This is a genomic window from Bradyrhizobium hereditatis (assembly GCF_020329435.1).
Lineage (GTDB): Bacteria > Pseudomonadota > Alphaproteobacteria > Rhizobiales > Xanthobacteraceae > Bradyrhizobium > Bradyrhizobium hereditatis.
In genome coordinates this window covers 258902-273365 of record NZ_JAGKJK010000009.1, presented here as the reverse complement: position 1 = coordinate 273365, position 14464 = coordinate 258902, and the positions used below count along the sequence as shown (strand labels likewise).

The following is a 14464-nucleotide window of genomic DNA, read 5'->3' as shown; positions in this document are numbered from 1 at the left end:
GCCATCTTCCCGCGCGCAGCTCACTCGGTGGATTGAGCTAACAGGGGATACGCGATGGCAAACCTCACAATTAACGGCAAAACAATCAATGTGGATGTCGAAGACGACACACCACTGCTTTGGGCGATCAGGGAAAATGTTGGACTGACCGGCACCAAGTACGGGTGCGGCATCGCGCTATGCGGCGCCTGCACGGTGCATGTGGACGGGGTCGCGATGCGCTCCTGCGGCATGACTGTCAGCGAAGCGGTCGGCAAGCAGATCACCACGATCGAAGGACTCGCCAGCAACGGCGCACTGCACAAGGTGCAGCAGGCCTGGATTGCCCACGATGTCCCGCAATGCGGCTATTGCCAGAGCGGCATGATCATGGCGGTCGCAGCCCTTCTCAAGGAGAAGCCGAAGCCGACCGACCAGGACATCGACGAGGCCATCACCAATATATGCCGCTGCGGGACCTTCCAGCAGGTCCGCGAGGCAATCCACGCCGCCGCGAGCGCTTGAGGTGACGCCATGAACCAGCACGTCATGCCCAAACTCAATCGTCGCGCCTTCGTGATCGGCGCCGCTGCTGCGGGGGCCGGCCTCGCCATCGGCCTCGATATTCCCTTCGGCGGACCACAGGTCGTCCGTGCCGCCGACGGCTCGCCCGAAGTCAATGTCTGGGTGGTGATCCGCCCCGACAACACGACCGTGATTCGCGTCGCCCGCTCCGAGATGGGCCAGGGCACCCTCACCGGCCTCGCCCAGCTCGTCGCCGAGGAACTCGAATGCGACTGGTCGAAGGTCATCACCGAATACCCGACCCCCGGGCAAAGTGTCGCACGCAAGCGCCCCTGGGGCGATTTCTCGACTGGCGGCAGCCGCGGCATCCGCTCCAGCCAGGAATATGTGCGCAAGGGCGGCGCCACCGCGCGCATGATGCTGGTGCAGGCCGCTACGAACGAATGGAAGGTGCCGGCCTCGGAATGCACTGCGGCCAACAGCGTCATCACCCACACGCCGTCGGGCAGGACCACGACCTACGGCAAGGTGGTGGAAGCCGCAGCGAAGCTCACGCCGCCGGCGGACGCCGACGTGAAGCTAAAGGATCCGAAGGATTGGAAGATCGCCGGCAAGGGCGTGAAGCGGCTCGACACCGTCGACAAGACCACAGGCGCGATGATCTACGGCGCCGACTTCAAGCTGCCGGGCATGCTCAACGCTGCGATCAAGGATGCGCCGGTCTTCGGCAGCAAGCTGAAGAGCTATGACGAGGCCAAGATCGCCGGCATGAAGGGCGTCAAGAAGGTGGTGAAGGTCGGCGATAGCGCAGTGGCTGTTGTCGCCGACACCTGGTGGCACGCCAAGACCGCGCTCGATGCGCTGCCGATCGTCTGGGACGAAGGCGAGAACGCCAAAGTCTCCAGTGAGTCGATCGCCAAATGGCTGGCCGAAGGTCTCGACAATTCACAGCCGGCTTTCATCGGCAACCAGAACGGCGACGCCAAGGCCGCGATTGCCTCTGCGGTCAAGAAAGTCGAGGCGGTCTATAACTACCCGTACCAGAATCACGCGACGATGGAGCCGATGAACGCCACGGCGCTCTATACGCCGGACAAGTGCGAGGTCTGGTGCGGCACGCAGAACGGCGAAGCGGCATTCGCCGCTACCCTGGAAGCCTCGGGCTTGCCGGCCGAAAAATGCGAGGTGCACAAGCTGATCCTCGGCGGCGGCTTCGGCCGTCGCGGCATGACCGACTATGTCCGGCAAGCGGTTCTGATCGCCAAGCAGATGCCCGGTACGCCGGTCAAGCTGCTCTGGTCGCGCGAAGAAGACATGGCGCAAGGCAAGTTCCATCCGGTCACGCAGTGCAAGCTGACCGGCGCCTTCGATGCCGACAACAATCTCACGGCGCTGCATGTGCGATTGTCGGGCCAGTCGATCCTGTACACGGTGCGCCCGGCGGCGCTGGTGAACGGCATGGACACGGCTGCGTTCCAGGGCCTCAGTCCGTCCGGCGATGCGGCGTTCGGCTACTCCGTGCCGAACCTGCTGGTCGAGCATTCCATGCGCAACCCGCACGTTCCGCCCGGCTTCTGGCGTGGCGTGAACGTGAACCAGAATGCGATCTACATGGAATGTTTCATGGATGAGCTGGCGCATTCGGTGGGCCAGGATCCGGTGGAATTCCGCCGCAAGCTGATGAGCAAGCATCCGAAGCATCTCGCCGTGCTCAATGCCGTGGCCGAGAAGATCGGCTGGGGCAAGCCCGCGCCGCAAGGCGTCTATCGCGGGATTGCGCAGGTAATGGGCTATGGCAGCTACGTTGCGGGCGCCGCCGAAATCTCCGTCACCGACGGCAGCAAGATCAAGGTGCATCGTATCGTCGCCTCGACCGATCCCGGCTACATCGTCAACCCGGCGCAGGTCGAGCGGCAGATCGCGGGTTCCTTCGTCTATGGCCTGTCCGCCCTGTTCTATGGCGGCTGCACGGTGAAGGACGGCAAGATGGAGCAGACCAACTTCGATACCTACAACTCGATGCGCATCGCCGAGATGCCGAAGGTGGAATGCGTGATGGTGCCGAGCGGCGGCTTCTGGGGCGGTGTCGGCGAGCCGACCATCGGCGTCGCCGCGCCCGCGGTGCTCAACGCCTACTTCGCGGCGACCGGCAAGCGCATCCGTTCGGTGCCGTTGAAAGACCAAAACATCACGTTTGCCTGATAATATACGGCGGCCCCATCCCGGGGCCGCCGTATCCCATCGGGAGATTGCTGATGAAAGGGTTGCGTATCGCCATCGCAGCTGCCGCGGTCGCGGCGTGGTATCAGCCGCTGCTTGCGGCTTCCGATCCTCCACCCGGCGCGGCATCCTGCTCCGGCTGCCATTCCACCGGAACAACCGCCTTCTCCATTTCGCGGCTGTACGGCCGCGATGCAGAGGACATCACCAAGGCGATGGCCGGATTTCGCGACGGCTCGCTTCCTGCGACCGTCATGAACCGCATCGCCAAAGGGTTCACCGACGAAGAGTCGCGCGCGATTGCGGCGTGGCTCGCGGCACAGAAATAAGGGGGCACCGGCATGGGTATCAGCCATCGCATCAGCCGCCGAGATTTCTGCCGCGTCGGTGCAGCGGCCGCAGCGACGGCGGCGCTTCCGTTACCCGCGTTCGCGCAAGCGGCAGCACGCGTAGTCGTGATCGGCGGCGGCTTCGGCGGCGCAAGCTGCGCGCGGGCGCTGAAGCAGATCGACCCGAAATTGCAGGTTACGCTGGTCGAGCAGAGCCGGACCTTCACCGCCTGCCCGTTCAGCAACAATGTCGTCGCCGGGCTGCGCTCGATCGAACAGCAGCAATTCGGGTACGACAAGATCGCTGCCAGCGGCGTGACCGTGGTGGTGCAGGCAGCAACGGCCGTCGATGCGACCGCGCGGACCGTCGGTCTCGCCGACGGCACCTCGCTTCCCTATGACCGGCTGGTGCTGTCCCCCGGCATCGATCTGCGTTTCGACGTGCTACAGGGTTACGACGAAGCCGCCGCCGCGAAGATGCCGCATGCCTGGAAAGCCGGCGAGCAGACGCTGCTGCTGCGCAAGCAGCTCGAGGCCATGGACGATGGCGGCCTGGTGGTCGTCGCAGCGCCCGCCAATCCTTACCGCTGCCCGCCGGGGCCGTACGAACGCGCCTGTCTGATCGCGTATTACCTGAAGACCAAGAAGCCGCGCTCCAAGCTGCTCATCCTCGACGCTAAGGACACGTTTTCCAAGCAGCGTTTATTCCAGAACGCTTGGAAGGAGCTGTATCCCGGAATGGTAGAGTGGGTCTCGCTGTCGCAGGGCGGCAAGGTCAACGGCGTTGATGCAGCGACCAACACGCTGATCACCGATTTCGGCAACCACACCGCCCAGGTAGCGAATGTGATTCCGCCTCAGCGCGCCGGACGCATCGCCATGATCGCAGGGGCTACCGACAAAACCGGCTGGTGCGCGATCGATCCTGTGACCTTCGAGTCCAAATCGGCCCCGAACATCCATGTCATCGGTGACGCCTGTCTCGCCGGCAGCATGCCTAAATCGGCATTCACTGCCAATTCGCAGGCCAAGGTCTGCGCACATGCGATTGCCGCGCTGCTATCGGGCAGATCACCCGCCGCGCCGAAACTGATCAATACCTGTTACAGCCTGGCGGCGCCCGACTATGGCATCTCGATTGCCGGCGTGTACCAACCGAAGAACGGATTGCTCGCCGATGTCGAAGGTGCCGGCGGCGTCAGTCCGCTGGATGTGCCTCGCGATTTCCGCGCGCGCGAGGCCCACTATGCGCAAACCTGGTTTGCAACCATTACGGCAGAAGTCTTTGGCTAAGCTTGGGTTTCGCATATCGGCGTCGATCCTTGCCGGAGCGCTGCTTGCCCTGCCCGGTGACGCGGGCGCGCAGGAACTTCGCAACTATACTGTGGTCGGCGATGCCATTCCGCTTTCGCTGACGGGCGTGGCCGGCGATGCCGCGCGCGGGCGCGCGCTCGTCGTCGAACGTTCCAGCACTTGCATCCTCTGCCATAGCGGCCCATTTCCCGAACAGAAATTCCAGGGCGATCTGGCGCCTGACCTTTCTGGTTCCGGCAGCCGCGCGTCCGAAGGCCAGCTTCGGCTCCGCCTGGTGGACGCGTCGCGCCTCAACGCCGCGACCATCATGCCGTCCTACTACCGCGTGGATGGTCTTAACCGCGTCGGTACGCCATGGCGCGGCAAGTCGATCCTGTCCGCGGAACAGATCGAGGATATCGTGGCGTATCTCGTCAGCTTGCGTGAATAGGAAGGCACGATGCAGCAATCCCCCAATTCATCCCGCCGCCAGTTCCTCGGCCTCGCCGGTGGCGCCGCCGCGCTCGGCGCCCTCCCCACAGTCATCGTGCGTCCCGCCGAGGCGACGCCCGCGATGCTGGCGTCCGCGATCCAGAATGTCACCGGCGGCGCGGCGGTGCGCACCGGCAAGGTCAAGCTCGACATCCCACCCCTGGTCGAGAACGGCAACACGGTGCCGATGACGGTTACCGTCGCGCATCCGATGGCACCGGAAGATCACGTCCGCAGCATCCACGTCTTCAACGAGAAGAATCCACAGCCCAATATCGGCAATTTCCACTTCAGCCCGCAGAACGGCCGCGCCCAGGTGTCGACCCGCATCCGTCTCGCTGATAGTCAGAAGATTGTCGCGATCGCAAAACTCTCGGACGGTTCGTTCTGGTCGGCGAGCGTCGACGTCGTGGTGACGCTCGCTGCCTGCACCGAGGAGGTGATCTGATGGCTTCCGCCCTCATCAACGTGCCGGCGAAAGCCAAACGCGGCGACATCATAGAGATCAAGACGCTGATGTCGCACATCATGGAAACCGGCTATCGCCATACGGCGTCAGGCGAAGTCGTCCCGCGCAACATCATCACGAGCTTTACGTGCCGCTTCAACGGCACCGAGATTTTCCGCGCCGACCTGTTTCCGGCGATCGCCGCCAACCCCTTCTTCACTTTCTTCACCACCGCCACCGAGAGCGGCAAGTTCGAGTTCGAATGGACCGGCGACCGGGGATTTTCCGAAACCGCATCCGCTTCGATCACGGTCGAATGAGATTTTACGGCGCCATAGTCGTCGCGCTCCTGATCGCGAACGCGGCTTTCGCCGCCGAGATCCCGCAAGCCGAACGCCGCTCCGGCCATAGCTTCATGAAGCCCGACACCAGGGCGATGCAGGACGAGGAGACCGCCAATCCCGGCATGCTCTGGGTGCTCGACGGCGAGACGCTGTGGAAACGCAAACTGGGCGCCGCCAACAAGGCCTGTGCCGATTGCCATGGCGATGCGCGCACGAGCATGAAGGGCGTAGCCGCGCGCTATCCGGCCTACGACAAGGCAACCGGCCGCCCGATCGACCTGGAGCAGCGCGTCAATTCGTGCCGCAGCAACCACCAGCAGGCGACGCCGCTACCCTACGAAAGCCGTGAGCTGCTGGCACTCACGGCCTTCGTCGCTCGGCAGTCGCAGGGGACCGCGATCGAAACCGGCGACGACCCGGAGCTTGCGCCGTTCATCGCCAAAGGACGCGAGCTCTACATGCAGCGGCAGGGCCAGCTCAATCTCGCCTGCGCCAATTGCCATGATGACAATTGGGACAAGAAGCTCGCCGGCTCCGCAATTACCCAAGGGCACCCGACCGGCTACCCGCTCTACCGGCTGGAATGGCAATCATTGGGCTCGCTGCAGCGGCGCCTGCGCGCCTGCATCACCGGCATCCGCGCGCAGGCCTATGACTACGGCGCGCCGGAGCTGGTCGAACTGGAGCTGTACCTAATGTCGCGTGCGCGCGGGATGCCGATGGAAGCGCCGGGGGTTAGGCCTTAGCTCCCAACTCTTATGCGTTACCGCTCCGCGAACGCCTTCTCGACCACGAACTGGGCCGGCTCGCCGTGATTGCCTTCGACAAAACCCCGACCGTTGAGCAGCGCACGGGTATCCGTCACCAGCGCCGGGCTGCCGCAGATCATGACGCGGTCATGCGCGGGATCGAGCGAGGGCAGCCCTATGTCGCTAAAGAGCTTGCCCGAGGTGATCAGGTCGGTGATGCGGCCGCGGTTGCGGAACGGGTCGCGCGTCACGGTCGGGTAATAGATCAATTGGTTGCGGACATAGTCGCCGATCAGTTCGTCATTCGGCAGCTTCTCCGTGATCATCTCGCCATAGGCGAGCTCGGCGACGCGGCGGCAGCCGTGCAGTAGCACGACCTTCTCAAACCGCTCATAGGTCTCGGGATCCTTGATCACGGAAAGGAACGGTGCGAGCCCGGTGCCGGTGCCGATCAGGTAGAGGTTGCGGCCGTCTTCGAGGTTGTCGATGACCAGCGTGCCGGTCGCCTTGCGGCTGACAATGATCTCGTCGCCCTGCTTTAAGTGCTGCAGGCGCGAGGTCACCGGGCCGTCCGGCACCTTGATCGAGAAGAATTCGAGCCGGTCCTCGTAATTGGCGCTGGCGACCGAATAGGCGCGAAGCAGCGGCTTCTCGCCGATCCTGAGCCCGATCATGGTGAATTCGCCGTTGCGGAAGCGGAACGAAGGATCGCGCGTGGTGGTGAAGCTGAACAGCGTATCGGTCCAGTGATGGACGCTGAGAACGCTTTCCTGGTTGAAACTGCTCATCGCACCGTTTCCTGACCTGCAAGCCGATTGACCGGCCAAATCATTCGTATACGATCGTTCGTATACAAATGAATAATCCAGCTTGATCCGATCGTCAAGCCGGGCAGAATGTTCGGCGAAGGCATTGAACCAAAAGGAAAAACCATGGCCCACGACGCACCCCAGGCGACCGGTCCGAGCAAGCTGGTGATCCGCAACATCGGGCTACTGCTATCGGGGGCGCTGGAAAAGCCGATCCTTGACGGTGATACGATCGTGGCCGAGAACGGCAAGATATCCGCGATCGGCCGCTTCAAGGACGTCAACACCGAGGGCGCCACCACTGTTGTCAACGCCAACGGCACCACCGTCGCGCCAGGCCTGATCGACAGCCATGTCCATCCCGTCGCCGGCGACTGGACACCGCGGCAGAACCAGATCAACTGGATCGACAGCTATCTCCACGGCGGCGTCACCACCATGATCTCGGCCGGCGAAGTCCACATGCCCGGCCGTCCGCGCGACGTCGTCGGCTTGAAGGCGATGGCGATCTTTGCGCAGCGCGCGTTCTGGACGCTTCGGCCCGGCGGCGTGAAGGTTCACGCCGGCGCGCCGGTGATCGAATGCGAAATGGTGGAAGACGACTTCAAGGAAATGGCGGCGGCCGGCGTCAAGCTGCTCGGCGAAGTCGGACTCGGCGGCGTCAAGGACGGCCCGACCGCGCGCAAGATGGTCGGCTGGGCGCGCAAATACGGCATCCAGAGCACGATCCATACCGGCGGCCCATCGATTCCCGGCTCCGGGCTGATCGACAAGGACGTGGTGCTGGAAGCCGACACTGACGTCGTCGGCCATATCAATGGCGGTCATACCGCCCTGCCCGACGACCAGATCCGTTGCATTTGCGAGGGTTGCAAGCGCGGGCTGGAGCTGGTTCACAACGGCAATGAGCGTTCGGCGCTGTTCACGCTGCGGACCGCGCGCGAGATGGGTGATCTGCACCGCGTCATCCTCGGCACCGACGCGCCGGCCGGCTCCGGCGTGCAGCCGCTCGGCATCTTGCGGATGGTCTCGATGCTGTCGTCGCTCGGCGAACTGCCGGCCGAACTCGCCTTCTGCCTTGCGACCGGCAACACCGCGCGGATGCGCGAGCTCGACTGCGGCATCATCGAAGTCGGCCGAGCCGCCGATTTCGTCATCATGGACAAGGCGCAGCACTCGCCCGGCAAGAACATCCTGGAAAGCGTGCAGCTCGGCGACCTACCCGGCGTCGGCATGACCATCATCGATGGCATCGTCCGCACCCAGCGCAGCCGCAACACGCCGCCCGCGGGGAAAGTGCCAGAGATCGTCAGCGGGCATTGATGCCGACACGCTTGAGGCATGCGCATGGGACGCGTGTGAAAAATCACATTAAGCCTTGAAGGCGGTGAACGAAATAGCCGTCATCGCGACCAATGCGGGCTGGCCTGATGGCCGCCTTGGTCAGACCTTCGAGGAACATTTGAAGAATTCGCTGCAAGTCGCCGGCGGCATCGTCGGCGCAGTCATCGGCTTTGTCGCGACGTTGCTGCTGCTTGAGCTGGTCGGCTTCGGAAACCGGACCGATCCGATCATGTCCGGCATGCTCGCGCTACTGCTGTTTGCGCCGTGCGGCGCGGTCGGAGGCCTCCTGCTCGGCACGGCGCTCGCGAGGCAGCTGCGCGGCGGACACAATAGCGACGGAGGTCTTAACAACCCGAAGGCATCAGCGGTTCTGATCGCGCTCTGCGCCGTAGCCGGTGCCGCCTATTACGTCTATGCGGTCACCACGGCGACCCCGTGGCTCAATCCGAATGCCCCCAATCCGCTACTTGTATTTGAGATTCGCCTGCCGGAAGGTGCGGCATTGCCCAATTCCCCCCGTGACATAGCGGTCGAACTGCAGACGGACCTAAACACCATGCCGGGCGAGATACGGCCCGACCTGTTCCGCCGCGACGGCGATAAGCCCGTCATCGCCGGCCATGTCGAACTTGCCTTCCGCACCGCGCATCGGCAATTGCAGATCAAGATCAAGGGCCAGCCCGACCGGCTCTATCTCATTGGCCTCCCGGCCAAGGCGCCACATGCACGGGAGTTCGGGCCGTGGCAGGCCAATCGCGACGGCAGCGAAATCTGCTACCGCGCCAGATGGCCGGGGCAGAATTGACCACCGCTTCCGTGCGAGGAATTTAACTCGCCGCTTTCGTGTCGGCACCGTTCCTCGTTTGCTCAACCGTATCCGGGCCTGCGCTCATATCCTGAGCTTGAATCGATATACGGCGAGCGATCAGCCTCCTTTCATGTGATTTCACTCACACTTAGCCGGCATGGAACCGTGCACGGCTGCTTTGCGGCGAACTGCCAGCATGGTACGCTGGGGGTACCGGAATGATTGTTTGCCTACGCTGAGATTGCTGCAGCCCGAGGAAATCAATCCGAACCATGGCCCAAATTCGTGACATCAAGTCAGGCCGCGCTGGTGAGCCACCACGCGAGCCAACGCCACGGCGCCTTGCGGCCATCGTGGCGGGCGACATCTCCGGCTACAGCCGCCTGATGCAGATCGACGAGGAAGGGACGCACAACCGCGTCAAGCGGCTCGAGCGCGACCTCATCGAACCCACCATCAGAGAACACCACGGCAGGCTGGTCAAAACCACGGGCGACGGCTTCATCGCCATCTTCGACAGTCCTGTCGAAGCCGTGCGCGCCAGCATCGTGATCCAGCAAAACCTGGTTGGTCGCAATGCTTCATTGCCCAAGCATCATTGGATCGAATACCGGATCGGCGTCAATCTCGGCGATGTCATCATCGAATCCGACGATGTGTATGGCGACGGGGTCAATATTGCGACGCGGCTCGAGGGCATCGCCCATGCTGGCGAAGTCTTTATCTCAGGCGGCATCTACGAGCAGATAAAGCACAAACTGGTTTGCGGATACGAGTCACTCGGTGATCGAAAGGTCAAGAACATCACCGATCCTGTCCGGGTCTATCGTGTGCTTCCCGACCCGGGCGCACTGCACGAGAATCGGAAGCGACGCGAAAGGATCCTGACCCTCCTGCTCATCCTTGCACTAGTGGTCATTGCGGGAGGCACTCTCTGGAACTTGTTCGGGCAACCGCGCAAACTGGCAAATCTGGCGTCGGCCCCCGTTTCGTCTCCCGCGGAAGCGCCGAAGGCACCGGCGACCGTCGCAAGATCATCACCGCCTCCGGCTCAGCCCGCTCCGACAGCGGCACCTGTTCAACAACAAACGGCAACGCCGCCAGAACCATCACCAGCACCACCGTCTCCGGTACAGAAACAGGCGGCGCCGCTTGCGCCATCGCCAGCGCCCGTCGCTCCCGAGCCTCCACCGACGACGCAAGCAGCCGTGTCGGTTCGAGAGCCCGAGATGATTTCCCTTCGGGGTGGCAGCTTCGCGATGGGCAGCAACGAAGACATCTCGGAGAAGCCGGTCCGTCAGGTAACGATCAAGCCGTTTGCGATGGGGAAATTTCCGGTCACCGTACGGGAATGGAATGCATGCGCCGCGGCAAAGGCCTGCGGGTTCACGGCGACCGGAAAGGACGATGCGCCCGTTACGAACGTGAGCTGGACCGACGCCAAACAGTATGTCGCCTGGCTTGCGCAGGCCACCCGAAAACCATATCGCCTGCCGAGCGAAGCCGAGTGGGAATATGCGGCGCGTGGCGGCACGCAAAGCCGATACTGGTGGGGCGATCAATTCCAGCCCGGCATGGTCAATTGCAAAAACTGCAGCGACATTCCAGCCAGTGAACAGCCGGCCAAGGTCGGCAGCCTCAAGCCAAATCCTTTTGGACTGTTTGATATGGGCGGCAGCGTTGACCAATGGGTCGAAGACTGTTGGCACAAGAATTATCAGGGCGCGCCGGCCGACGGGTCAGCATGGGTTGAGAATGATTGCTCCTCGCACGTCATCCGTTCCGGATCATGGAGGAAAGACTCGAATTACGCCCGGGCATCAAATCGCGGCAGCTATGACACCAACGTGCGATATCCCACCCACGGATTCCGCGTTGCGCTATCCCAATGAGGAAGTTGCGAGGCATTCATGAAGGTGTTGCAGTGGATCGCTCTGTCCGTGGCTCTCACTTGCCTGCCGTTCGCCGTCTATGCTCAGGGGAAGCCTTCTGCCAAGGATGCGCGTCTCTATTTCGTGTGGCCGCAGAACGGCGCCGTTATCAAAGGCGCATTCTGGTGCCGCTTTGGTCTGCGCAACATGGGCGTGACCCACGCCGGCGATAACTACCCGAACAGCGGCCATCATCATCTTCTGATCAACGTTAACCATCCACTCAATCCGAACGAACCGATTCCGCAAGACAAGTCACATCTGCATTTCGGTGCGGGTCAGACCGAAGCCCGGATCGAACTTCCGCCCGGCAAGCACACGCTTCAGCTCGTGCTGGGGGACGCCGAGCACTATCCACACGTCCCTCCGGTCGTCTCCGAAAAAATTACCATAACGATCAAGTAGAGCCCGCTGGTCGCCTTCAGTGAGGATTGCTCGAAACCGGGCGCAGCAGTCCGATCGGTAGCGCTATCGTTGTTTTCGCCCAGTCATATTGCGTGTATTGTCGGCCGGCAAATCCTGGCCGGCGGCACTCGCGAGAGGAACTCAACGCGCCGGGTGATTTCTTGCTACTGCATGCCGTTGAGCCGTGTTGCTGATCATTTCAGGCAAACAGGGAGGCAGTACGATGAATATTCGGCCCGATCCCACATTTCACGCTTCGCCAAGGCTTGCCATGGAAGCTCCGCCGGAGAGCTTCGCCTACACCGTGCTGCTCAGCCCGGACGCGTCGCAGCCAGATGCACTGGCCGTGATCGACGTCAGGCCGGACTCCCAGACCTACAGCCAGGTCGTTCACACCGTGACGATGCCCAACAAGGGCGACGAGTTTCACCATTTCGGATGGAACGCCTGCTCGTCGGCGCTGTCGCCGCTCACCGGACATGCCTTTCTCGAGCGCCGTTATTTGATCATTCCCGGCATGCGCTCGTCCCGCATCTACATTGTCGACACCAAGCCGGATCCCACCAAGGCGGCGATTCACAAGATCATCGAGCCCGAGGAGATATTCAGGAAGACCGGGTACTCGCGGCCGCACACCGTTCATTGCGGGCCGGAAGGCATCTACATCTCTACGCTCGGCGGCGCCGGCAAAGACGGTACCGACGGACCTCCCGGCGTCTTCATCATGGATTGCGAGACCTTCGAGGTGCTCGGTCGCTGGGAGCTCGATCGCGGTCCGCAAACATTGCACTATGACTTCTGGTGGAATCTGCCGCGCGACTACATGGTGACCAGCGAATGGGCATTGCCGCCGCAGTTCGAGAACGGCATCGTGCCGGAGGATCTCCTCTCCAACAAATACGGCCACCGCGTCCACTTCTGGGACCTGCGCGCGCGACGCAATGTTCAGACCATCGATCTCGGCGCCAACCACCAGATGGCGCTGGAGGTACGCCCCGCGCATGATCCGGTGCGCGAACATGGCTTCCTCGGCGTCGTGGTCGACACCACGAACCTCGAAGGCTCGATCTGGACCTGGTGGCGCGAGGGCGGCAAGTTTCACATCGAGAAGACCGCGACGATCCCGCCCGAGCCCGCGGCGAAGGAGCAACTGCCGCCGCTGCTGCAGGGGTTCGGCGCCGTACCGCCGCTGGTATCTGACATCGACCTGTCGATGGACGACAAATTCCTCTACGTCGCCTGCTGGGGCACCGGCGAGATGCGGCAATATGATGTCCGCGAGCCGCGAAAGCCGAAGCTGGCCGGCTCGGTCCACATCGGCGGCATCGCGCGCCGCACGCCGCATCCGAACGGCAAGGCCTTTGGCGGCGGTCCGCAGATGGTCGAGATCAGCCGCGACGGCAAGCGGGTATACTGGACCAACTCGCTTTATTCGACGTGGGACGATCAGTTCTACACTGACGGCGTTCCGGGCGCCATGGTGATGGCCAATGCGAATCCGGACGGTGGCCTCGAGCTCGCGAGGGATTACTGGGTGAATTTCCCCGACGGTTACCGCGCGCATCAGATCCGATTGGACGGCGGTGACTGCTCGACGGATTCATTCTGCTATCCCTCGGTCTGAATTTGAGCGCAACCGACTGGACACCTGCGTGGCTCTGGATGGCTGTGATTGCGAGCGGCCTCTACCACGGCGTCAACCCGGGAATGGGGTGGCCGCTCGCCGTTTCGGCTGGATTGATGGAAAGAAGCTCGCGTGCGCTGGTATCAGCGCTCTGGCCGCTCGCGACCGGTCATCTGCTCGCAATGCTGCTCGTGCTCCTTCCCTTTGCACTGCTCATCGCCATCATCGAATGGCAGCACACGATACAGGTCAGCGCCAGCCTCCTCGTCATTGTCTTCGGTCTCTACAGGATGGCCAACCGGCGCCATCCGAGGGTGCTGGCGCGAATATCGCCGGCGCAATTGGGCCTGTGGTCGTTCGCCGTAGCGCTCGCGCATGGCGCCGCGCTGATGCTGGTGCCGATCTATCTCGGGCTCTGCCGGGAGACCGAACTCGACCGCGGCCACGCCGCCGCAGGCACGCTCATCAACGCCAATCTCGGCATGGCCGTGCTGGTTGCTATCATCCACGCCGCCGCGATGATCTCCGCCGGCGGATGCTGTGCGTGGCTCGCCTACCGCTATCTCGGCCTCAAATTCATATCGCAGAGCTGGTTTAATCTGGAAACGACCTGGGCCGTCAGCCTTATTCTGGTCGGTGCGATCGCACTGGTGCTCAGCCTGATCTAGTCCAAGCCCTCGGCTTCACCGCAGCTTGTCAAGCAGCGCGATCAGCGTCTCGCGTTCCTTGGCGTCCAGCGGCGCCAACGTCTCCCGCGAGATTGCAAGCGCGTTCGGCGCGGCCTTCTCCGCCAGTTGCTGGCCGGCGCGGGTGAGACTCACCAGCAGGCGACGACCGTCCTCGGGGTCCGGGCTGGTCTCGGTCAGGCCGCGCGCGGTGAGGCGGTCGATCACGCCCTTGATGGTCGCGACATCCATCGCCGTCAGCCGTCCGAGCAGATTCTGCGAGCACGGCCCGGTCTCAGCGAGCTTTGAGACGGCCGCCCATTGCGTCGGCGTCAGGTTGATGCCGATCTCGCGGGCGAAGATGGTGGCATGGCGCTGCCAGACCTGGCGCAGGATGAAGCCGATCTGCTCGTCGAGAATGTAGGACGGCCGCGCCGGCTTGACCGCTCGTTTCGGCGAAACACTCCTTCCCATCGATCCCGCCCCTCCCTTGCGCCCG

The 14464-nt window shown here is 62.9% G+C and carries 16 protein-coding genes; 14 read left to right on the top strand and 2 right to left on the bottom strand.

Translation table 11 applies throughout. The features are described 5' to 3' along the window. The first annotated feature begins 54 nt into the window (after positions 1–54). Genes J6524_RS22420 through soxA form a run of 8 tightly spaced genes read left to right on the top strand, consistent with a single transcriptional unit; the run spans position 55 to position 6376 of the window. Positions 55–504 (top strand): (2Fe-2S)-binding protein, encoded by a 450-nt coding sequence (locus tag J6524_RS22420; protein WP_225674477.1) that lies wholly within the window; start codon positions 55–57, stop codon positions 502–504. Positions 505–513: 9 nt separating this feature from the next. Further along, positions 514–2706 (top strand): xanthine dehydrogenase family protein molybdopterin-binding subunit, encoded by a 2193-nt coding sequence (locus J6524_RS22415; protein ID WP_225674475.1) that lies wholly within the window; start codon positions 514–516, stop codon positions 2704–2706. Positions 2707–2759: 53 nt separating this feature from the next. After that, complete coding sequence (locus J6524_RS22410) at positions 2760–3053, top strand: c-type cytochrome (RefSeq protein ID WP_225674473.1); 294 nt, start codon at positions 2760–2762, stop codon at positions 3051–3053. Positions 3054–3065: 12 nt separating this feature from the next. Next, the gene (locus tag J6524_RS22405) at positions 3066–4346 is read left to right on the top strand and encodes an NAD(P)/FAD-dependent oxidoreductase (RefSeq protein ID WP_225674470.1); all 1281 of its coding nucleotides are present in this window, start codon (positions 3066–3068) and stop codon (positions 4344–4346) included. Further along, positions 4339–4797: a sulfur oxidation c-type cytochrome SoxX gene (gene soxX / locus J6524_RS22400; protein ID WP_376712059.1), complete on the top strand. Its 459-nt coding sequence runs from the start codon at positions 4339–4341 to the stop codon at positions 4795–4797. Before J6524_RS22405 ends, soxX begins: the two co-directional genes overlap by 8 nt. Positions 4798–4806: 9 nt before the next feature. Then, positions 4807–5286: a SoxY-related AACIE arm protein gene (locus J6524_RS22395; protein ID WP_225674468.1), complete on the top strand. Its 480-nt coding sequence runs from the start codon at positions 4807–4809 to the stop codon at positions 5284–5286. Then, entirely contained in the window at positions 5286–5606 is a 321-nt protein-coding gene (gene soxZ / locus J6524_RS22390) for a thiosulfate oxidation carrier complex protein SoxZ (RefSeq protein ID WP_225674466.1), read from the top strand. The genes J6524_RS22395 and soxZ overlap by 1 nt, the downstream gene beginning before the upstream one ends. Beyond that, positions 5603–6376 (top strand): sulfur oxidation c-type cytochrome SoxA, encoded by a 774-nt coding sequence (soxA, locus tag J6524_RS22385; RefSeq protein WP_225674464.1) that lies wholly within the window; start codon positions 5603–5605, stop codon positions 6374–6376. The genes soxZ and soxA overlap by 4 nt, the downstream gene beginning before the upstream one ends. Before the next feature lie 17 nt (positions 6377–6393). On the opposite strand, the gene J6524_RS22380 is transcribed toward soxA, so the two are convergent. Next, positions 6394–7167, bottom strand: a complete 774-nt coding sequence (locus J6524_RS22380; protein ID WP_225674462.1) for a ferredoxin--NADP reductase — start codon at positions 7165–7167, stop codon at positions 6394–6396. A 144-nt stretch (positions 7168–7311) separates the two neighbouring features. Between J6524_RS22380 and J6524_RS22375 the strand changes: the two genes are divergently transcribed. From J6524_RS22375 to J6524_RS22350, 6 genes are all read left to right on the top strand, one after another. Continuing rightward, complete coding sequence (locus tag J6524_RS22375) at positions 7312–8511, top strand: amidohydrolase family protein (protein ID WP_225674460.1); 1200 nt, start codon at positions 7312–7314, stop codon at positions 8509–8511. Between the two features lie 64 nt (positions 8512–8575). Continuing rightward, positions 8576–9337, top strand: coding sequence for a hypothetical protein (locus tag J6524_RS22370; protein ID WP_225674458.1), 762 nt, complete (start codon positions 8576–8578; stop codon positions 9335–9337). A 275-nt stretch (positions 9338–9612) separates the two neighbouring features. Beyond that, on the top strand, positions 9613–11232 hold the full coding sequence (locus J6524_RS22365) for an SUMF1/EgtB/PvdO family nonheme iron enzyme (RefSeq protein WP_225674456.1): 1620 nt from the start codon (positions 9613–9615) through the stop codon (positions 11230–11232). An 18-nt stretch (positions 11233–11250) separates the two neighbouring features. Next, on the top strand, positions 11251–11676 hold the full coding sequence (locus J6524_RS22360; RefSeq protein WP_225674454.1) for a DUF4399 domain-containing protein: 426 nt from the start codon (positions 11251–11253) through the stop codon (positions 11674–11676). Between the two features lie 223 nt (positions 11677–11899). Continuing rightward, positions 11900–13300 carry a selenium-binding protein SBP56-related protein gene (locus J6524_RS22355; RefSeq protein ID WP_225674452.1) on the top strand — a complete coding sequence of 467 codons (1401 nt, stop codon included), beginning with the start codon at positions 11900–11902 and terminating at the stop codon, positions 13298–13300. A gap of 38 nt (positions 13301–13338) precedes the next feature. Further along, positions 13339–13968 carry a hypothetical protein gene (locus tag J6524_RS22350; protein WP_225674450.1) on the top strand — a complete coding sequence of 210 codons (630 nt, stop codon included), beginning with the start codon at positions 13339–13341 and terminating at the stop codon, positions 13966–13968. A gap of 15 nt (positions 13969–13983) precedes the next feature. Here the strand turns inward: J6524_RS22350 and J6524_RS22345 are convergent, their stop codons facing one another. Continuing rightward, a complete protein-coding gene (locus J6524_RS22345; protein WP_225674448.1) occupies positions 13984–14439 on the bottom strand; it encodes a MarR family winged helix-turn-helix transcriptional regulator in 456 nt (151 codons plus the stop codon). Between the last annotated feature and the right edge of the window lie 25 nt (positions 14440–14464).

Bases quoted from the DNA above. Each gene is read 5' to 3' on its own strand.
- J6524_RS22420 (WP_225674477.1), top strand. From the start codon at position 55: ATGGCAAACCTCACAATTAACGGCAAAACAATCAATGTGGATGTCGAA.
- J6524_RS22415 (WP_225674475.1), top strand. From the start codon at position 514: ATGAACCAGCACGTCATGCCCAAACTCAATCGTCGCGCCTTCGTGATC.
- J6524_RS22410 (WP_225674473.1), top strand. From the start codon at position 2,760: ATGAAAGGGTTGCGTATCGCCATCGCAGCTGCCGCGGTCGCGGCGTGG.
- J6524_RS22405 (WP_225674470.1), top strand. From the start codon at position 3,066: ATGGGTATCAGCCATCGCATCAGCCGCCGAGATTTCTGCCGCGTCGGT.
- J6524_RS22395 (WP_225674468.1), top strand. From the start codon at position 4,807: ATGCAGCAATCCCCCAATTCATCCCGCCGCCAGTTCCTCGGCCTCGCC.
- soxZ (WP_225674466.1), top strand. From the start codon at position 5,286: ATGGCTTCCGCCCTCATCAACGTGCCGGCGAAAGCCAAACGCGGCGAC.
- soxA (WP_225674464.1), top strand. From the start codon at position 5,603: ATGAGATTTTACGGCGCCATAGTCGTCGCGCTCCTGATCGCGAACGCG.
- J6524_RS22380 (WP_225674462.1), bottom strand. From the start codon at position 7,167: ATGAGCAGTTTCAACCAGGAAAGCGTTCTCAGCGTCCATCACTGGACC.
- J6524_RS22375 (WP_225674460.1), top strand. From the start codon at position 7,312: ATGGCCCACGACGCACCCCAGGCGACCGGTCCGAGCAAGCTGGTGATC.
- J6524_RS22365 (WP_225674456.1), top strand. From the start codon at position 9,613: ATGGCCCAAATTCGTGACATCAAGTCAGGCCGCGCTGGTGAGCCACCA.
- J6524_RS22360 (WP_225674454.1), top strand. From the start codon at position 11,251: ATGAAGGTGTTGCAGTGGATCGCTCTGTCCGTGGCTCTCACTTGCCTG.
- J6524_RS22355 (WP_225674452.1), top strand. From the start codon at position 11,900: ATGAATATTCGGCCCGATCCCACATTTCACGCTTCGCCAAGGCTTGCC.
- J6524_RS22350 (WP_225674450.1), top strand. From the start codon at position 13,339: ATGGCTGTGATTGCGAGCGGCCTCTACCACGGCGTCAACCCGGGAATG.
- J6524_RS22345 (WP_225674448.1), bottom strand. From the start codon at position 14,439: ATGGGAAGGAGTGTTTCGCCGAAACGAGCGGTCAAGCCGGCGCGGCCG.